This window comes from Bradyrhizobium diazoefficiens (genome assembly GCF_016616235.1).
In the GTDB taxonomy this organism is placed as follows: Bacteria; Pseudomonadota; Alphaproteobacteria; order Rhizobiales; family Xanthobacteraceae; genus Bradyrhizobium; species Bradyrhizobium diazoefficiens_H.
Window position 1 is genome coordinate 3,684,181 of sequence record NZ_CP067100.1, and the last position, 19,208, is coordinate 3,703,388.

General features: G+C 64.3%; 17 protein-coding genes and 1 tRNA gene. 12 read left to right on the forward strand and 6 right to left on the reverse strand.

All coding sequences use genetic code 11. The features are described from left to right. Positions 1-132: 132 nt before the first annotated feature. From JJB99_RS17440 to JJB99_RS17450, 3 genes are all read left to right on the forward strand, one after another. Positions 133-882: a M15 family metallopeptidase gene (locus tag JJB99_RS17440; RefSeq protein WP_200499877.1), complete on the forward strand. Its 750-nt coding sequence runs from the start codon at positions 133-135 to the stop codon at positions 880-882. 92 nt (positions 883-974) lie between these two features. Next, positions 975-2,618, forward strand: coding sequence for an acyl-CoA dehydrogenase family protein (locus tag JJB99_RS17445; protein WP_200499878.1), 1,644 nt, complete (start codon positions 975-977; stop codon positions 2,616-2,618). A 147-nt stretch (positions 2,619-2,765) separates the two neighbouring features. Further along, entirely contained in the window at positions 2,766-3,530 is a 765-nt protein-coding gene (locus JJB99_RS17450; RefSeq protein ID WP_200499879.1) for a CPBP family intramembrane glutamic endopeptidase, read from the forward strand. 6 nt (positions 3,531-3,536) lie between these two features. Here the strand turns inward: JJB99_RS17450 and JJB99_RS17455 are convergent, their stop codons facing one another. The 4 genes from JJB99_RS17455 to JJB99_RS17470 form a co-directional block, all read right to left on the reverse strand. After that, positions 3,537-4,460: an AEC family transporter gene (locus JJB99_RS17455; protein ID WP_200499880.1), complete on the reverse strand. Its 924-nt coding sequence runs from the start codon at positions 4,458-4,460 to the stop codon at positions 3,537-3,539. A gap of 3 nt (positions 4,461-4,463) precedes the next feature. Then, positions 4,464-4,955, reverse strand: coding sequence for a Holliday junction resolvase RuvX (gene ruvX, locus JJB99_RS17460; protein WP_200499881.1), 492 nt, complete (start codon positions 4,953-4,955; stop codon positions 4,464-4,466). Positions 4,956-5,086: 131 nt separating this feature from the next. Further along, positions 5,087-6,022: a cyclase family protein gene (locus JJB99_RS17465; protein ID WP_200499882.1), complete on the reverse strand. Its 936-nt coding sequence runs from the start codon at positions 6,020-6,022 to the stop codon at positions 5,087-5,089. 214 nt (positions 6,023-6,236) lie between these two features. Continuing rightward, a complete protein-coding gene (locus tag JJB99_RS17470; RefSeq protein ID WP_200499883.1) occupies positions 6,237-7,127 on the reverse strand; it encodes a LysR family transcriptional regulator in 891 nt (296 codons plus the stop codon). A gap of 94 nt (positions 7,128-7,221) precedes the next feature. Here JJB99_RS17470 and JJB99_RS17475 point away from each other — a divergent pair, with 94 nt between their 5' ends. The 6 genes from JJB99_RS17475 to JJB99_RS17500 all read left to right on the forward strand — a co-directional run bounded on the left by JJB99_RS17475 (position 7,222) and on the right by JJB99_RS17500 (position 11,816). After that, positions 7,222-8,241, forward strand: coding sequence for an NAD(P)H-dependent flavin oxidoreductase (locus tag JJB99_RS17475; protein ID WP_200499884.1), 1,020 nt, complete (start codon positions 7,222-7,224; stop codon positions 8,239-8,241). A 143-nt stretch (positions 8,242-8,384) separates the two neighbouring features. Beyond that, positions 8,385-9,461 carry an NAD(P)H-dependent flavin oxidoreductase gene (locus tag JJB99_RS17480; protein WP_200499885.1) on the forward strand — a complete coding sequence of 359 codons (1,077 nt, stop codon included), beginning with the start codon at positions 8,385-8,387 and terminating at the stop codon, positions 9,459-9,461. Positions 9,462-9,538: 77 nt separating this feature from the next. Continuing rightward, positions 9,539-9,826, forward strand: coding sequence for an Asp-tRNA(Asn)/Glu-tRNA(Gln) amidotransferase subunit GatC (gatC, locus tag JJB99_RS17485; protein ID WP_200499886.1), 288 nt, complete (start codon positions 9,539-9,541; stop codon positions 9,824-9,826). 18 nt (positions 9,827-9,844) lie between these two features. Continuing rightward, positions 9,845-10,057: a hypothetical protein gene (locus tag JJB99_RS17490; RefSeq protein WP_200499887.1), complete on the forward strand. Its 213-nt coding sequence runs from the start codon at positions 9,845-9,847 to the stop codon at positions 10,055-10,057. Further along, the gene (gene gatA / locus JJB99_RS17495) at positions 10,054-11,529 is read left to right on the forward strand and encodes an Asp-tRNA(Asn)/Glu-tRNA(Gln) amidotransferase subunit GatA (protein WP_200499888.1); all 1,476 of its coding nucleotides are present in this window, start codon (positions 10,054-10,056) and stop codon (positions 11,527-11,529) included. Before JJB99_RS17490 ends, gatA begins: the two co-directional genes overlap by 4 nt. Then, positions 11,520-11,816 (forward strand): hypothetical protein, encoded by a 297-nt coding sequence (locus JJB99_RS17500; RefSeq protein WP_200499889.1) that lies wholly within the window; start codon positions 11,520-11,522, stop codon positions 11,814-11,816. The genes gatA and JJB99_RS17500 overlap by 10 nt, the downstream gene beginning before the upstream one ends. Here the strand turns inward: JJB99_RS17500 and JJB99_RS17505 are convergent. Then, entirely contained in the window at positions 11,805-12,521 is a 717-nt protein-coding gene (locus tag JJB99_RS17505) for a CC0125/CC1285 family lipoprotein (RefSeq protein WP_246775282.1), read from the reverse strand. The genes JJB99_RS17500 and JJB99_RS17505 overlap by 12 nt on opposite strands. A gap of 180 nt (positions 12,522-12,701) precedes the next feature. Here JJB99_RS17505 and gatB point away from each other — a divergent pair, with 180 nt between their 5' ends. Both gatB and JJB99_RS17515 read left to right on the forward strand, forming a co-directional pair. Beyond that, complete coding sequence (gatB, locus tag JJB99_RS17510; protein WP_200499890.1) at positions 12,702-14,186, forward strand: Asp-tRNA(Asn)/Glu-tRNA(Gln) amidotransferase subunit GatB; 1,485 nt, start codon at positions 12,702-12,704, stop codon at positions 14,184-14,186. Between the two features lie 1,726 nt (positions 14,187-15,912). Continuing rightward, a complete protein-coding gene (locus JJB99_RS17515) occupies positions 15,913-16,179 on the forward strand; it encodes a hypothetical protein (RefSeq protein ID WP_200499891.1) in 267 nt (88 codons plus the stop codon). A 303-nt stretch (positions 16,180-16,482) separates the two neighbouring features. Here the strand turns inward: JJB99_RS17515 and JJB99_RS17520 are convergent. Further along, positions 16,483-16,575, reverse strand: a tRNA-Ser gene (locus JJB99_RS17520). A 797-nt stretch (positions 16,576-17,372) separates the two neighbouring features. Between JJB99_RS17520 and JJB99_RS17525 the strand changes: the two genes are divergently transcribed. Next, entirely contained in the window at positions 17,373-18,905 is a 1,533-nt protein-coding gene (locus JJB99_RS17525) for a porin (protein ID WP_200499892.1), read from the forward strand. Positions 18,906-19,208: the final 303 nt, after the last annotated feature.

The window sequence follows — 19,208 nt, forward strand, 5'->3', positions numbered from 1 at the left end:
TTCCTCGCCGTGGCGTGGCCTCTCCGTCATGCCCGGGCTTGTCCCGGGCATCCACGCTCTTCTAACGCATTTGACGCAAAAAGAACGTGGATGGCAGGGATAAACCGGGCCACGACGATGTAGGGCCATTTCGTGAAAGCAATTCTGACTGTGCTCTTGTCCGCAGCAACGATCAGTGCAGCCTATGCCCAATCGTTGCCCGGCGGCTTCGTCTATCTGCGCGACATCGATCCCAGCATCATCCAGGATATCCGCTACGCCACCTCCAACAATTTCGTCGGCCGTCCGCTCGCCGGCTACAATGCCGGCGAATGCGTGGTGAAGCGGGAGGTGGGGCTGCGGTTGAAGGCGGTGCAGCAGGAGCTTGCCGCACAGAACCTGTCGCTGAAAATGTTCGACTGCTACCGGCCGGCGCGGGCCTCGCTCGACATGGTCAAGTGGTCGCAGAACGGCCGCGAGACCGCTGCCGAGCGGCGCTACAATCCGAAGATCCCGAAGACCGAATTGTTCCGTCTCGGCTACATCGCGAGCCGCTCGCAGCATTCGACGGGCGCCGCGCTCGACCTCACTTTGGTCGATCTCAAGGCGCACAATTCCGCCAGGATCGATCCGTCCAAGACCTATGCCGATTGCACCGCGCCGGCCGAGGCGCGTCTGCCGGAAGGCAGCGTCGACATGGGCACCGGCTATGACTGCACCGACACGAAAGGCCATACCGCTGTAACATCGATCACGCCGGAGCAGCGCGCCTGGCGCAAGCGGCTGGTGGCTGCGATGGCGAGGCAAGGCTTTGTGAACTATTCGAAGGAGTGGTGGCATTTTTCCCTGCCGGGGGCGGGCGGGGCGGCCTATGATTTCTCGATCCAGCCGCGGACGAGGTAGATTTGAGGCGAAAGCAGCCGCGAGCAGGGTTACCTCTCCCGTCGGGAGAGGTTGGCACTGCCCGAGCCGAGATAGATTTGATCGGAAGCCCAATGACCCAGCCGAGCTTTGCGACCCACGAGGTCTTCAACCAGTCGCCGCCGTTCGAGGACGTGGATCTGTTCGCCATGGATCGGCCGCTGGTCGAGGCCGTGAAGGCCAATGGCGGCGCGGCGGCGGAGCGGGAGCTGTCCGAGTTCGGCAGGCATTGGGGCTCGGCTGCGATGGCTGATCGCGGGCGCCTCGCCAACGAGAACACGCCGAAGCTGCGTACCTTCGATGCCAAGGGCAATCGCCGCGACCAGGTCGAGTTTCACCCCGCCTATCACGAGCTAATGGCGCACAGCGCGCATGCCGGCGTGCACAATTCGACATGGACCACGGATGGCAAGCCGGCGGGCGATGCTGCTGAAGTCATTCGTGCCGCAAAATTCTACATGGCCGCGCAGGTGGAGACCGGCCATCTCTGCCCGATCACGATGACGCGTGCCTCCGTCGCCGCGCTGGCGATGCAGCCGGACCTGCTCGCGCGCGTGATGCCGGTGCTGTCGACGAGAAGCTATGACCCGCGCTTTGCGCCGTGGTGGGACAAGCGCGGCATGACGCTCGGCATGGGCATGACCGAGAAGCAGGGCGGCACCGACGTGCGCGCCAACATGACGCGCGCAGTGCGTGATGGCGACGCCTACCGCATCACCGGCCACAAATGGTTCATGTCGGCGCCGATGTGCGACGCCTTCCTGGTGCTGGCGCAGGCCGATGGTGGCCTGACCTGTTTCTTCATGCCGCGCTTTGCGCCGGATGGCTCCGTCAACGCGATCCAGTTCCAGCGGCTGAAGGACAAGCTCGGCAACCGCTCCAATGCGTCCTCCGAGGTGGAGTTCGTCGGCGCCTATGCGCAAGCGGTCGGCGAGGAGGGCAAGGGCATTCGCACCATCATCCAGATGGTGCAGCTGACGCGGCAGGATTGCGCGATCGCGTCCGTGGGCCTGATGCGCTCCGGGCTCGCGCATGCGCTGCATCACGCCCGTCACCGCAGCGTGTTCCAGAAGTATCTGGCCGATCAGCCTCTGATGCAGGCGGTGCTCTCGGACATGGCGCTGCATGTCGAGGCGAGCACCGCGCTGGTGATGCGGCTCTGCCGCGCCTTCGACCGCACGCCGCACGATGCGGCAGAGGCCGCCTATATGCGGCTGTTGACGCCCGCGATCAAATACTGGACCTGCAAGAGCGCGCCGGGCTTTCTCTACGAGGCGATGGAGTGCCTCGGTGGCAACGGCTATGTCGAGGACGGTATTCTGGCGCGCCACTACCGGGAATCGCCAGTCAACGCGATCTGGGAAGGCTCTGGCAACGTGATGTGCCTCGATGTGCTCCGCGCGCTGTCGCGCGAGCCGGATGCGGCGATGACCGTGCTGCAATCACTTGCGGCCGAAACGAAGGGGCTGCCCGGGGCAGGCGACGCCGTCGCGTTTATTGGACAAACTTTCCGCCGTGCCGACGGCGAGCGCGTCGCACGCCTTGCGGTGGAGAAGCTGGCGCTGCTTGCCGCGGCCGCCGCGCTCAATGGCGTCGCGCCGCACCAAGCCGAACTGTTCGCCGCAACGCGGCTCGCGGCCAATCACGCCAGCATGTATGGCGCGGTCGAGCTGGACAGCAGCGACATGCGCGCGCTGCTGGAGCGGGCGCTGCCATGAGTGGGCACGATCTCTCCACAACGTCATGGCCGGGCCTGACCCGGCCATTCACGTCTTGCTGCGCGGCACGAAGAACGTGGATGCCCGGGACAAGCCCGGGCATGACGATCGCTCGATAAGTTTGCGCTCCCCAACGAAAGCCTTCTGATGGACTCCCTCAATCCCGACCATCCGCCGCTCATCGAGACGCGTGCGCTGCCGCGCGTCTGGAAGTTCTGGGGCACGGCGCTGTGGGGCCTGCTCATCTTCGTCGCGATGTTCGTCGGGCAGATCGGTGCGATCGTTCTGCTGGTGGTGCTGCGTGGTCTTCCCGCAAACCTCAGCTCCGTCGAACTTGTCGGTCACGAGCCCGAGGCGCTGGCGCTGTCCGTGATCATGGGCCTGCCAGCGACGCTTTTGGCGGTGTGGCTTGCCATCCGCACCAAGAAGGCCTCGTTCGTCGACTACCTCGCACTCTATTGGCCGTCCTGGAGACAGCTGCTGTTCGGCGCGGCCGGGCTCATCCTGCTGGTGCTGGCCTGGGAGACGATATCGCGCGCGCTCGGCCGTGAGGCGACGCCGGGCTTCATGACCGACCTCCTGAAATCAGGCCGCGAAAAGGGAGCCGCGATGTTGCTGCTGGTCGCCTTCAGCGTGGCCGCGCCGATGTCGGAAGAATTTTTGGCGCGCGGCTTTCTCTTCCGCGGCTGGTCGGCGAGCTTCCTGCGCGTATCAGGCGCGATCATCCTGTCGTCGCTGGTATGGACGATCGTCCATCTGCAATACGACATGTACTTCCTCGCCGAGGTCTTCACCATCGGCCTGTGGTTCGGCTACATGCGCTATCGCGCGAATTCACTGTGGCTCACCGTTGTGCTGCATGCGCTAAACAACATGGCCGCGGTGGTGCTGACGATGTGGCTCGGGGTATGACGGGAACTACGCTACCAGCGCGATCGCGATCGGCATCGTGATCGCCGCCAAGATCGTCTGCAGCGTGATGATCTGCGCCAGCAGCGGTGCATCGCCGCCCATTTGGCGGGCCAGCACATAGGCGCTGGGCGAGGTCGGCACCGCCGCGCAGATCGCGACGATCGCAAGGTTGGTGCCTGCTAGCCCGAACCAGGCGGCGAGCGCCAGCGCGAGCACGGGCATTAGCGCCAGCTTGAACGCAACCCCAATCGTCGCGCCCACGCTCGGGCGGAGCAGGCCCTTGAGCTGCAGGCCCGCGCCGGTGACGAGCAGGCCGATGGCGAGCGAGGAGCGGCCGAGCGCGTCGGCAACCTCGTGCCAGATCTTCGGCAGCGGCAGATGGACGACGTTGATGACGAGGCCGATGACGCAGGCCCAGATCAGGGGATTGCGGATCACCGTCATGACGATCGCGCGCGCGGACTGCTTTTCCGGAGCGGCGTAATGGGCGAGCACGGCGACACTGAACACGTTGACCAATGGAATGATCGCGACCATGGCGACGGAGGCCAGCGCCAGCCCGACGTCGCCGAACATGTTGGCGGAGACGGAGAGCGCGACGTAGGTCTGCCAGCGTGTCGCGCCCTGGAAGATCGATGTGAAGGCGGGACCGTCGATGTCGAGCCGCGACAGCGCCGGGCGGAGCGCGAGGCACAAGAGCGACATCGTCAGCGCCGACAGCAGCAGCGCGCCACCGACGCCGGCGACCGGCACTTTGGAAAGGTCGGCCTTCACCAGCGTCTGGATCAGCAGCATCGGGAACAGGACGAAATAGGTCAGCCGCTCCAGCCCGTGCCATTGCGTGTCGAGCCGCATCAGGGTGCGTTTCAGCACCACGCCGAGGACGATGAGGATGAAGACCGGCAGCAGCGCCGCGATGACCACAGCCATGGATCAGCCAATCGCCGGACTGGCGCGAAGATTGGCGAGGCGATCGAGCGCACCCTGCAAAATGAAGATCGCGGCGTGCTCGTCGATCACCTCGGCGCGCTTGGCGCGGCTGACATCCATGCCGATCAGTTCGCGCTCGACGGCGGCGGTCGAGAGCCGCTCGTCCCAGAGGCCGATCGGCAGCAAGGTCAAGTTGGCAAAGTTGCGGGCGAAGGCGCGGGTGGACTGCGCGCGCGGACCCTCGCTGCCGTCCATGTTGATGGGCAGGCCGAGCACGAAGCCGGCCGCCTTGCGCTCGGCCGCGATCGCGAGCAGCCGGGCGGCGTCCTGCTTGAACTGCTTGCGCTGGATCGTCTCGACGCCGGTCGCCAGCCGCCGGTCCGGGTCGGACACGGCAACGCCGATGGTCTTGGTGCCCAAGTCCAGCCCGACCAGCGCACCGCGTTCGGGCCAATGGGCTGCAGCATCGATGAGAGGCAGGATAAGAGCCGGCATGGCGCTAGCGCTTAGCACGCATCGCGCTCCGGGGTGAACCCTGGACCATGGATGCACTGACATTATTCGACGCGGGCGAGGGGGCCTGCCGCCTCGGCGGCCGGACCCTCGCCCGCGAGCAGGCTTGCCGATCAGCGGATCGCGATCGGGTTGATCATCGCCTGCACGCCGCCGGTCCAGCGCGGCTGGCCCAGCACGAACAGGAATTCATAACCCTTGTCCCGGGCGAGCGCAGCGGTGTCCATGTTCTCGAGGATGTAGGTCCCGTTCATCGCGAGCAGGATCTGGTGCACCTCGAACACGTTCTTGGACTCGAACGGCAGCACCTCGAGCGCCCAGGTATCGGCGCCGATCGCGACGACGCCCTTGCCGGTCAGGTACTTCGCGCCCTCGGCGCCGAGCCCCGGCTCGCCCGCCGAGTAGCGCTTGTCGTCCTTGCCGATCAGGCTGAGCCAGCCGGTGTGGAACAGCACGACGTCGCCTTGGCGGATCTCGACGTTCTGCTGCTTGGCGGCTTCCTCGATTTCCTTGACGTTGAAGGCGGTGCCTTCCTTCACCACGTCGGTCTTGAAATAGGCGGCCATGTCGAGCAGCACGCCGCGGGTGACGATCGGCGGCACCTTCTCGATGCCGAGCTTCTTCAGCCCGTTCGGATCGGCGAAATCGGCGAGCTTGTTGCCGTTGTAATAGACGTGCTCGATGCCGAGATGGCCGAGGCCGTCGATCTGGCTGCCGATACCGACCCAGGTATCGAGGATGTCGTCATTATAGGTCGCCTTGTTCGGACCGATACCCGGACTGCCGGCCTGCCCCGGTTGCACGATGGTGAGCTTGAAGGTGCGCGGCGGATAGGCGGGCGTCTGCGGTGTGACGGGCATGCCGAGGGCGTAGGTTTTGCCGGTCTTCACCAGAGAGGCGGCCTTCAGCACCAGCTCGGGCGTCATGTAGTTGGCGGCGCCGATCTCGTCGTTCGGCCCCCATTTCGATTTGGTCCAGTCCTGTGCGCTTGCAGTCCCTGACATCGCCGACAACGCGGCGACACAGCACAACACGAGCGTATTGCGCATCGATAGTCCTCCCGATGTTTCTTGCCGATGTTCTTGCCGATGTTTGGCTTCGTTGTGGTATCGCGCTGGCCAGTCGCTCATCCTAACGTAGTAGGGGCGCGCGCTTCAAATGTTTCGACGCATTGGGCTGCGACGGCTGAACGCAGTGCAGCGCAGCTTGATTCAAGTACGACAGATTTGTGACGGTGAATTTTCGCGCTATGGAAAGCGCGCCTCAAGCTGCGATGACGTCGTCCTCTTTCTTCAGACAAGAGATGAAACCGGTGAGTGCGCTATATTGATGTCCGGCGCGGCGCTGGATGAAGAGCGTCTCGACCCGCGCATGCGAGGCGCCCAGCGTGTGGATCGACACGCTGCCGTGCATCGCGCTGCGTTCGACCACCGCGCGCGGCAGCAGCGTCACGCCCATGTCGGCGGCGACGCAGCCGATCATGCCGTCGAGCGTGCCGAGCTCGAAGCGTGCGGCCGACGGCCAGCCGAACTCGACGAACACCTGCTCGAGCCGCTGGCGGTAGGTGCAGCCGGTGCGGAATACCAGCGCAGTCGGACCTGACTCCGGCGTGCCGGCGCGCAGCTCAGCGAGTGAGGTCCAGCGCCGCGCGCTGACCAGCACCAGCTCTTCGCGGAACGCGGTGACGGCAAAGAGCTCCGCGTGTTCGATCGGACCTGCAACGAAGGCGCCGTCGAGGATCCCATCGAGCACGGCAGCAACGAGGTCGGCGGTGGTCGCGGTGCGCAATGTCAGCCGCACGGCGGGAAAGCGGCGATGGAAGTCGGCCAGCAGCGGCGGCAGCCGCACCGCGGCGGTGGTTTCCATCGAGCCGATCGCCAGCGGCCCCTTCGGCTCGCCGTCGTCGCGCGCCGCGAGGACGGCTTCGTGCGACAATGCCGCCATCTTCTGTGCGTAGGGCAGGAGGCGCTTGCCGGCGGCTGTGAGCGTCATGCCGCGGCTGTGGCGCTCGAACAGCGGTGTGCCGATCTCGGCCTCCAGCGCCTTGATGCGTTGGGTGACGTTCGACTGCACGGTGTTGAGCTCTTCCGCCGCGCGGGTGATGCCCCCAGTGCGGGCCACGGCCGCAAAGGTCTTGATATCGCTGAGTTCCATGATCGTTTCGCTTCTGAGATGGCAGCGTTCGCAAGAATTCAATTTTGAAGAATGCTATTCGCGGCTAATCTTCCTGTCCAGAGTGGGAGGATGCATGCCGATCGCCACACAGCTGACGGAGCTTCTCGGGATCAGGCATCCGATCTTGTCGGCGCCGATGGATACGATCGCCGGCAGCGGGCTGACCCGCGCGGTCAGTGACGCCGGCGGCTTCGGCATCCTGGGTGGCGGCTATGGCGACCGCGCGCGGCTGGAGAGTGAGACGAGGGAGCTGAACAGCTTCGCGCCGTTCGGGATCGGCTTCATCACCTGGAGCCTCGCCAAGCAGCCCGAGCTTCTCGATATCGCGCTCGATGCTCGCCCGCAGGCGATCATGCTGTCGTTCGGCGATCCCGCGCCATTCGCGCCGCGGATCAGGGCCAGCGGCGCCCGATTGATCTGCCAGGTGCAGAGCGAGGGCATGGCGAAGCAGGCGCTCGATGCCGGCGCGGAGATCTTGGTCGCGCAGGGGACAGAGGCGGGCGGTCACGGCGCGGCGCGCACCACGGTTGATATCGTGCCCGCGATCGTCGATCTCGCCGCAGGCCGCGTGCCTGTCGTCGCGGCCGGCGGGATCGCCGATGGCCGGGGCCTTGCTGCAATGATGATGCTGGGCGCATCGGGCGTGCTGATCGGCACGCGCTTCTATGCGAGCGTCGAGGCCAACGGCGCGGAGCAGGCGAAGCAGCGCATTCGTGCCGCTGACGGCAACGAGACAGTGCGCGGCGTCGTTCCCGACTGGTCGCGGAAGCTGTTCTGGCCGGCTCCGTTCACCGCACGCACGCTGGTCAACAACCATATCAAGAGCTGGACCGGCCGCGAGGTCGAGCTGATGCAGCGCGCGGACGAGGTTTGCGTCGAATATGCGGCGGCAAAACTGGCGGGCGATTTCGAAATCGCGGCCGTTTTTGCGGGAGAGGCGGTCGGCCTGATCCATGATATTCCCGCGGCGGCCGAGATCGTCGAGCGGATTGCGAGCGAGGCTGAGCAACTTTTGGCCGGACGGAGAAACTCGATGACAGCGGCGCGGGAGTCTTCACCCTCCTCTGGAGGGGGAGGGTCGCTGCGCACGTAGCGAAGCGGAATGCGTAGCGGGGTGGGTGATCTCTCCACTCGGGCAGCGCCTCCGCGGAGAGTCTGTCACCCCACCCCGCTCGCGCCTCGCGCGATCGACTCTCCCCCTCCAGGGAGGGTAAAGACCAACGAGAGAGAACAACCATGTGGCCTGACCGTCGACTGATCGACCTCTTCAAGACCGAATTCCCGATCGTGCTGGCGCCGATGGCTGGCGTGATGGATGCGGAGCTGGTGATTGCGGCCGCGCAAGGCGGCGCGCTGGGCTCGCTGCCTTGCGCGATGTTGTCGGCGGAGAAGGCGCGCGAGCAGGTCGGTCTCATCCGCCAACGCGTGAAGGCGCCGGTGAACATGAACTTCTTCTGCCATACCCCGATCGAGCTCACGGCGGAGGCTGAGGCGCGCTGGAAGCAGCGGCTTACGGGCTATTACACCGAGCATGGCCTCGATCCGGCGGCGCCGATCAATGCTGCGAACCGGGCCCCGTTCGACGATGCCTTCTGCAAGGTCGTCGAGGAGCTGAAGCCGGAGGTCGTCAGCTTTCATTTCGGCCTGCCGGATCAGGCGCTGCTCGAGCGCGTCAAGGCGGCCGGCTGCCTCGTCATTTCGTCCGCGACGACGGTGAAGGAAGCCGTCTGGCTCGAGCAGCGCGGCGTCGACGCCATCATTGCGCAGGGCGCCGAGGCCGGCGGCCATCGCGGCATGTTCCTGACCGACAAGATCGCCGAGCAGCCCGGCACGTTTGCGCTGGTGCCGCAGGTGGTCGATGCCGTGAAGGTGCCGGTGATCGCCTGCGGCGGCATCGCGGACGGACGCGGCATCGCCGCGGCATTTGCGCTCGGCGCATCGGGTGTGCAGATCGGCAGTGCCTATCTGCGCTGTCCGGAATCCAAGGTCACGCCCGGCGGCCGCAAGGCGCTCGCCGAAGCGCGGGACGATTCCACCGTCATCACCAACGTCATGACCGGGCGCCCGGCGCGCGGGGTACAGAACCGCCTGATGCGCGAGGTCGGCCCAATCTCGCCCGATGCCCCGCCATTCCCCCATGCGGCGACGGCCCTCGTGCCGCTGAAGGCGGCTGCCGACAAGCAGGGGAAGGTCGACTTCACCAATCTCTGGGCGGGACAGGCGGTCGCGATGGGACGGGAGCTTCCGGCGGCCGAATTGACCCGGGATCTCGCCAAATCGGCGCTAACCCGCATGAAAGCGCTCGCCGGATAGGCGGGAAGCGCCGGTTGCGGCGCAAAACCGGCCTCTGCTATACGGCACATGGGTTTTGCCGTGAGAGGCCTTATATAATGTCCGTCGACGCCGCTACTGTCCTCCGCATCGCGCATCTGGCGCGCATTGCGGTTTCCGAGGACGAGGTTCCGCATCTTCAGGGCGAGCTCAACGCCATGCTCGCCTTCGTCGAGCAGCTCTCGGAGGTCGACGTCAAGGGGGTGGAGCCGATGACCTCGGTCACCCCGATGCGGATGAAGAAGCGGCAGGACGTGGTCAATGATGGCGAGATTGCCGACGATATCGTTGCCAATGCGCCCGCAACGGAAGGGCACTTCTTCCTGGTGCCGAAGGTCGTCGAGTAACTTTTAGGACGTGGTCCGATGTGCCTGCTTTGCGACGATGAGAAGGCCTATCAGGCCTACATGAACTATCTCGACAAGATGGAGCGGCAGGGCAAGGCTGCCGATCCCGATGTCGCCGTCAATGCCGTGCTCGACGAGCTCGAGGCCGCCGCGAATGCGGCTGCCAAAAAAGACGACCCGGCCAACGACAAGACCCTGTCTCCGTTCTTCTGCAGCCCGATCAATAAATGACCGATTTGACATCGCTGACGCTCGCCGAGGCCCGCAAGGGCCTCGCGGCCAAGACTTTCACGTCGCTCGAGCTGACCGACGCGCATCTTTCCGCGATCGAAGCCGCGCGCGTGCTCAACGCCTTCGTGATGGAGACGCCCGACCAGGCCCGCGCCATGGCGCGCGAGGCCGATGGCAAGATCGCCAAGGGTGATGCCGGCCCGCTCGCGGGCATCCCGCTCGGCATCAAGGATCTGTTCGCGACCAAGGGCGTGCGCACCACGGCCTGCTCGAAGATCCTCGGCAACTTCGTGCCGACCTACGAGTCCACCGTCACTTCGCAGCTGTGGCGCGACGGCGCCGTGATGCTCGGCAAGCTCAACAACGACGAGTTCGCGATGGGCTCGGCGAACGAGACCTCGTGCTTCGGTCCGGTCGGCAATCCGTGGCGGCGCGAGGGCAGCAACACGACGCTGGTGCCGGGCGGCTCGTCCGGCGGCTCGGCTGCGGCCGTGGCGGCGCTGCTGTGCATGGGCGCGACCGCGACCGACACCGGTGGCTCGATCCGCCAGCCGGCGGCGTTCACCGCGACCGTCGGCATCAAGCCGACCTATGGCCGCTGCTCGCGCTGGGGCATCGTCGCCTTTGCGTCCTCGCTCGACCAGGCAGGTCCGATCGCGCGCAGCGTGCGCGATAGCGCGATGCTGCTGCGCTCGATGGCGGGGCACGATCCGAAGGACACGACCTCGGTCGACATCCCGGTGCCGGACTATGAGGCCGCGATCGGCAAATCCGTGAAGGGCATGAAGATCGGCATTCCCAGGGAGTATCGTCTCGACGGCATGCCGGTCGAGATCGAAAAACTTTGGGAAGCGGGCGCGGCGTGGCTGAAGGCCGCGGGCGCGGAGCTCGTTGAGATATCGCTGCCGCACACCAAATACGCGCTGCCGGCCTATTACATCGTGGCCCCGGCGGAAGCGTCCTCCAACCTCGCCCGTTATGACGGCGTTCGCTACGGCCTGCGCGAGCCAGCTAAGAACATCCTCGAGCTCTACGAGAACACCCGCGCCGAAGGCTTTGGCGCGGAGGTGAAACGGCGGGTCCTGATCGGCACCTATGTGCTGTCCGCCGGCTATTACGACGCCTATTATTTGCGTGCCCAAAAAGTGCGGACGCTGATCAAGAAGGATTTTGAGGATTGCTTTGCTGGGGGTGTCGACGCGATCCTGACGCCGGCAACGCCATCGGCAGCCTTCGGCATCGGCGAGAAGGGTGGCGCCGATCCGGTCGAGATGTACCTCAACGACATCTTTACGGTGACCGTGAACATGGCCGGCCTGCCGGGCATCGCCGTGCCCGCCGGCAAGGACGCGCAGGGCCTGCCGCTCGGCTTGCAGCTGATTGGCCGTCCGTTCGACGAGGAGACGCTATTCTCGCTCGGCGAGGTGATCGAGCAGGCCGCCGGCCGCTTCACGCCCGCGAGGTGGTGGTGAATGTCGCTGGCTTCATCGCAAGTCTCGAGGGCGCTGCGCCCGCGCCGGGCCTGAACGCGCCGCTCGCCGGTCTCTGGTGGGCGGCGAAGGGTGACTGGGACCGGGCGCACAAAATCGTCCAGGACGAGAGCAGCCGCGAGGCAGCCTGGGTGCACGCCTATCTGCACCGCGTCGAGGGCGACCTCGGCAATGCCGGCTACTGGTACCGCCAGGCCGGCCAGGTGGCGGCAAAGGATTCATTGGAGGCGGAGTGGCAGCGGATCGCTGCCACGCTGCTAGCGCGGTGAGGGCGGAGCGCCGCGTATTCCCTGTTGCGGCGTCAACATGTCCTTCGGCAGCAGATAATCGTGCACGTGCGGGCAGACATTGCCAAGTCCGCATTTCTCGGCCTTGATGATCGGCTCGAGCTGCGCGAGGAGCGCCCTGGCGTTGAATATCCTGGGCGGTGCCGCGGTCATCGGTGCGGCCAGGAAGTGGACGTCGGCTTCGATCCCTGGCTTGGGACCAGCCGCGGCGGGAGCCGTGTAGACGAACAGCATGCCGCCGCGCGCCAATCTGACCGGTGCCAGCGGCCGATTCGCTGCATCGGTGCTTTCAGGACGGAACGAGAATGCCGAGGCTTCGTCCCGCGATACCGGAATGTGCGTCTTGAGCGATGGGATTGCGCTGGCGAGCCGGGGACCGAGGCGATCCTCCGACGGCTGACGCCGCATGACGAACCGCACGTCCGACAGGATCTCGAATCCGGCAAAGCCTTTTTCGAGGGCAAGCTCGGCACAGCGATTGAGCCAGTAGACCTGGACGGTCTCGCGGGTGGTGTACCCGTTGCCCTGGAACGTGACCCGATAGACGTCAGGCCGCAATTCCCGGACGTCCGCGCCGCCAGTCAGACCTGATTGCTGATACGGTGTCGCACACGAGGTGAGCATGGCGGCCGCAGCTGCCAACATCAAAGCACGAATAAATATACTAAACATATGCAACGCCCCCAATGCGCAACTTCTAAGGTACATGAGGCGTTGGCGTCAATGCCCGGCAGTGTGTCGCCGGAGCGAGGCGGAAGCGCCGCGCCGCATCCGAGGGAGTGTGCGGCGATCTCCAGCTTGACTGGCGCGACCCGTTGCGCGAAGCCCAATCATCCCCGATATGATCTGATCCGGACACCGAGACCGATGAACGCACCTGCCGCATCCCACAAGCTTCTCAAAGGCGCTACCGGCGATTGGGAGATGGTCATCGGCATGGAGATCCATGCCCAGGTGACCTCGAACTCAAAACTGTTCTCGGGCGCTTCGACCGCATTCGGCGGCGAGCCGAACAGCCACGTGTCGCTGGTTGACGCGGCGATGCCGGGCATGCTGCCCGTGATCAACGAGGAATGTGTCAGACAGGCTGTCCGGACCGGGCTCGGCCTCAATGCTCAGATCAACCTGCGCTCGGTGTTCGACCGCAAAAACTATTTCTATCCGGACTCGCCGCAGGGTTACCAGATCAGCCAGTATAAGTCGCCGGTGGTGGGCGAGGGCGAGGTCCTGATCGAGCTCGACGGCGGCCGCAGCGTCACCATCGGAATCGAGCGGCTGCATCTGGAGCAGGACGCCGGCAAGTTGATGCACGACCAGTCGCCGACCATGTCCTATGTCGATCTCAACCGCTGCGGCGTGGCGCTGATGGAGATCGTCTCCAAGCCCGACATCCGCGATGCCGAGCAGGCCAAGGCCTATGTGACCAAGCTGCGCTCGATCCTGCGCTATCTCGGCACCTGCGACGGCGACATGGAGAAGGGGAGCTTGCGCGCCGACGTCAACGTCTCCGTGCGCAAGCCGGGCGCGCCGCTCGGCACCCGCTGCGAAATCAAGAACATGAACTCGATCAACTTTATCGGCCAGGCGATCGAGTTCGAGGCGCGCCGGCAGATCGAGATCCTGGAGGACGGCGGCCAGATCGACCAGGAAACCCGGCTCTATGACCCCAACAAGGGCGAGACGCGCTCGATGCGCTCCAAGGAAGAGGCGCATGACTATCGCTACTTCCCAGATCCCGACCTCCTGCCGCTCGAGTTCAGCCAGGAGTTCGTCGACGCGCTGAAGGCCGAGCTCCCCGAGCTGCCGGACCAGAAGAAGACGCGCTTCGTCGCCGATCTCGGCCTGTCGGCTTACGACGCGAGCGTGCTCGTTGCCGAGCGCGAGAGCGCGGTGTTCTACGAAACCGTGCTGGACAAGCTCGCCAACCGCGCGCGCGACGGCAAGATGGCGGCGAACTGGGTGATCAATGAGCTGTTCGGCCGTCTCAACAAGGAAGGCCGGGATATTACGGACTCTCCGGTTGGCGCCGAGCAGCTTGCCGCGATCATCGACCTGATCGGCGAGGGCACGATCTCGGGCAAGATCGCCAAGGATCTGTTCGAGATCGTCTGGCAGGAAGGCGGCGATCCCCGCGCGCTGGTCGAAAGCCGCGGCATGAAGCAGGTGACGGATCTTTCGGCGATCGAAAAGGTTGTCGACGACATCATTGCCGCCAATCCCGACAAGGCCGCGCAGGTCAAGGACAAGCCGCAGTCGCTCGGCTGGTTCGTCGGCCAGGTGATGAAGGCATCCGGCGGCAAGGCGAACCCGCAGGCGGTCAACGACCTGCTCAAGTCCAAGCTCGGCATCTAACCTCACGCGTTCGAACGAGGTGGCGGACACGTATCGTCACCTCGCCCGGCGTCGAGACAGACGCGCACGCATCGCCGGCGGCGCGCTTCATTCGTCAAGGTCACGATGCGAATCGCGGGTCGCGCGATTCGCGCAAAACGGCGACTTGCACACGCTCTGACGAGCGCTTCCGCCATTAAGCATGAAAATAATTTCGTTGCCAAAATTCACGACTCAGAGTCCGCGACTCTGCCCGGCGACGCGATCGCGCGCGCTGCAGCGCGCGTCATCGCACTGATCATGCGCGATGTGCGCGTGCAGAATATTACTTGCTGCATAGGGTTTTCTTGCAATCGCTGCGCTCGTCGACATCGATGCGGCGCGAAGCATTTGCGATCGTGGACGCGCGTCTCTGCGTGTCGGCAAATCAGGCGCGGCTGGCGCACGCGCACTGCGCCGTCAACACTTCCTTAAGTCAGAAGATGTTTTTTTCGTCGTGTTGGTGTATTCGGGATGAGTGTGCATCTCGATCCCCGAGTGCACGCAGCGATTAAAGCCATCTCACACATCGGAGGGCAACATGGCCAAGAAAGCGAAGAAGGCGAAGAAGGCGAAGAGCGCAGTGAAGAAGACTGCGAAGAAGACCCGCAAGGTCGCGAAGAAGAAGAAGTAACTTCGCTTCTGAAGTTGCCGGCTCTTTGAGCGCCGGCACGTCATCAGCACCTCCCAAAGGTTCTGGTCGACGATAGAGGGTGTCGGCGAGACATCAGGTCAACGGTCGGATCGCCTCTTTCGCGGTCCGGCAGAAGAAACAAGTTTTCTTCGTTCGGTGCGGTTCTCTTTCCAAAGGGCTCCGCAATTTCACAAGCGGCCTTCGGGCCAACGTGGAATCTGGTCCTGACGTGTTCGCCGACGCCCTCGTTCTGTTGAGGCCGGGGCATTGCCGGCATTCCCATTTCCCCACATTGCTGATCCGACCGCGCCGTGGCTGCGCTGATGCGACCGTACTGCCCGGGGCAGGCGCGCGACGGCATTGCGCCTGCTCGACGTTCGCACGGGAGCGCCCTCATTCACGGCAGGGCCATCGCATGTGGCCTGTTGGACGGCCTGAGCGCGCGCCTCGTCCTTCGAGATGACCGCTCCGCGGTCTCCTCGGGATGAGGCAAGCGGCACCTTTGCCCGCCGAAACTCCTTCCGCGTACTCCATCCAGAGGGCCCGCCAAAGGCGGGCGTCTCGAAGGATGGCCGCAGGGACGCCGCTTCCATATGCGATCGCCCTGCACGGTGTCATCGTCCGGCTTCCGATCGGGCGATCAAGTAACGCCGTGGCATTTCATGCGACGATTGCCGTCTCTGCAAATATTGGGTCATCCGCCCAGCGGGCGACGACAACGCGCGGCGCCATGCTCGATGCCCACGCGCCACTCCGCGCGATGGTTATCGTTGTCCGAAAATCGCACGGTAAACCGAATCTGACGAATCTCGGAAATCCCTGCAGAACGAAGACTTTTTGAATTCGGCGAGCGGATGGCGCGCCGTCGCGTTTACGTCTGCTTCATCGCGATACTTAAACTGCCATTCAAATTTGCCCGCCATCATCGCCTCCAACAAGCCGGCAAACGGCATTGGGCAAGAAGACTCGGGGATGAGTTGAACCGTGTGTGATCCAGGAAGGGTCATGCACATCAGAGTTGGACGGGAGCCGCACTCGGGGAACGAGGCGGCACAAGAAAAAAGGGGATGCGTGATGTTTCAGGGTACTTTCGATCTCGATACGGCGACGCCGATCGATGCGAGCGCGCTGTCGGACGTGCTGTTCGAGCGCGGAATCTATTGGGCGAGCGGCCGCTCCGGCCTGGTCGATCTCGTCGCCGCGCATAAATGGTTCAACCTCGCCGCCCTGAAGGGCCGCAAGGACGCTGTGGCGCTGCGCCAGGAAATCGCCAGCCAGATGTCGGATGCCGAGATCGCGGCCGCCCAGCGCGATGCGAGGGCGTGGGTTTCGGCCCAGTGAGCGGAGACCGGCATCCGGATCCGTGCTTCAGGCGCGCGCGGTTGGGCTGAATCAAGTTCGTTGACCGTGCTACCGCTCAAGAACCCGCACGGCACGAGCGATCCAACCGGAATGGCGAGCCGGTGCTGATGGCGCCTCGCATGGCGGCCCCGGCGATCCAGCCGCTGGAGGCGGACACGCATATATAAGGAGAGCGCGAATCGGGGCAGTTCAGCGGCACTGATCCTTGCGCCAGGCTTTCGCGGCCGTTCGACGATCGCTTTCAGTTGAAACGGCGCAATCGGGCTTGATTCTGCTGCTGGGTGGCGGAGAGGGAGGGATTCGAACCCTCGATACAGCTTGAGACCGTATGACGCTTTAGCAAAGCGTTGCCTTCAGCCACTCGGCCACCTCTCCGGTGCGAGCCTTATGCATCTAATTGCTTGGGCTGGTCAATTTGGAAGCGCGTGTTTTCGTTCGAATATTCCCAGCGATCTTCGAAACAAGACGGGTCTCCCCTCGGGGCGAGAACCCCAATTCCCCGCCAACGGGCATAGAGCCGGCATGTCCGGCCGGTGTCGCAGGGGCGGTTTCCCGCACGCAAGCCGCCTTTTCTCGAATACGCGGCTGAGTTTCTCGCCAAAGTCAGCGAGCGCGGCGGAAGGTCGGGCTGCCGGGCTCGATCCGACCTGCCGGCACGCGGCGGGCCTCGCCGTGACCACGCCTGCGCAGGATGAGGGGCGCGAACGAGAGGGGCATGCCTTCTCCTTGAGTGTCCTTCCGATTCTGCGATTCGAGTGCGCGACAGCCGTTTCGGACCCGCTCCCAGTTGGGTCGCCTTATGTGTGGAACTTTGAAGGCAAATGGAACCGTCTCGAAAACATTAGCTTTAACAATGCGTTACGAGGGCGCGTCGATCACATCTGCGTGTTATTTGTGCAACACTCTCTGGGAAACGCGCGTCATAGGCCCGTTCCGGAGCGTTCTGTTGTTGTGTGTGCAAGGACGTTCGGTAATTGTGACTGAGCGACGGAGGGGGGCATCCCGAGGTCGTCCCGTTTTAGGTGGTTCGCTTAAGTCCCTCGCGTTCAGCGGGTGTGTCCGAAGGCGCGAAGCGGCTAAGCGGTGAGTTAAGGGACAAGGGAACCAACCTTAGGGTGTCGTCACCCAGCGGATCCGGAACCTTCCCTATAGAGCAAACTTGGAGGTTTAACATGAAGTTGGTTAAGAGCCTTTTGCTCGGTTCAGCGGCGGGTCTGATCGCCGTTGGCGGAGCACAGGCAGCCGATCTCCCCGTGAAGGCCAAAGCGGTCGAATACGTGAAGATCTGCTCCCTGTACGGTGCCGGATTCTACTACATCCCGGGCACTGATACCTGCATCAAGCTGGGTGGTTATCTGCGCGCTGAAGTCGGGCTGAACACCAATAGCATCTACGGCATTGAGAACGGTTCGCCGGGTGGCGCGAAGAACCGCCTCAGCAACTACTACACCATGCGCGCTCGTGAAGATCTCAACATCGACACGCGCACCGCGACCGAGTACGGCGTCGTCCGCACCTTCTTTGATGCGACGTTCTCCTGGACCACCGGCGGCTATATCGGCACCGGCTCCGCTACCGGCGCGACCGCTTACAGCTCGACGATCGCTGGCTCGACGACCCTCAATCCCAGCGACGGCGGCACCTCGGGCGGTTCGCTCGGCGTGTACTACGCCTTCATCCAGTTCGCTGGCTTCACGATGGGTAAGGCCGTGTCGCAGTTCGACGCGCCCTGGACCAACTATCCCGGCAACAACATCGACAGCCTCGTCGGCGGCAGCGGCACGGTCACTGGCGTCAACCAGTTCAGCTACACCGCTGACTTCGGTCAGGGCGTGACGGCGTCGTTCTCGGCAGAAGATAGGGCGGCCTACTATGATGCCGGCAACATCAACCTGACGGGTGCGACGGCAGCCGGCTTGGTCGGTGGCTCCTACGGTTCGAACGGCATCGGCGGCACGCGTTCGCCGAACCTCGTCGGCATGGTCCGTGTCGACCAGGCCTGGGGCCTCTTCCAGGCGTCGGTTGCTGCGCATGACAACCACGTCGGCTACTACGGCGCGACCGAACTGACTGGCCATCCCGACGACAAGTGGGGTTGGGCGGTTCAGCTCGCTCTGTCGATCAAGAACATCCCGACTGGTGCGGGTGACGTGATCAACATCCAGGGCGTCTACACCGACGGTGCGACCCGCTACAACTTCCAGAACCTGGCGGGCAGCACCTATTCCATCTACGGCGACACCGGTGCCTTCGGCGCCTATCAGAGCCTTGGCATCGCCAGCGCGCCCGATACGGTGTACACGACCGGTTCGAGCCAGGAGTCGGTGAAGACCTGGGGCTTCCGTGGTGCCTACACCCACAACTGGGATCCGTACTGGAACACCGCGATCTACGGTGCCTATGCCCACGCTGGCTTCGGCTCCTTGGGTAAGGCGGCGATTTGCGCCAACATGGTTGGTTTGCTGGGCCTCACCGGCACTTGCGACCCCAACTTCAATGTTGGCCAGGTGGGTCTCATCACCCGCTGGACGCCCGTCAAGAACCTGACCTTCTCGGCCGACCTGAACTGGACCCGCATCGATCAGAAGTATTCGGGTCTGATTGCGGCTCCGGCGATCGCTGGCACGGCCAAGCCGGCCGCTGTGTACGAAATGAAGGACCAGGACTCGTTCACCCTGCTCCTCCGCGCTCAGCGCAACTGGTAAGTTTGGTCTAACGACCTGACAGAGAGCCCCGGCGGGAAACCGCCGGGGTTTTTGTTTTGCCGGCTTGTTCTCGCATTGGGTCATGACGGCCGAGTTGGCGCCTCCCGTTCCATCGATGATCGCTCGCCGCGACCTGATCGAAGCCGTTGCGAGCGAGGGAGCTCCGCGCAAGCCGGATCCCGTCCGAGGCGCGCATGGGCAGACCGTCGCTCACCGATGCATCTTGCAAAGCGCCCGCCGATTCTGGGCTTGCAGCCGGGCGCGACCGCTGCGTTCAGCTTCAAACAGGCGGATGAGGGTGCG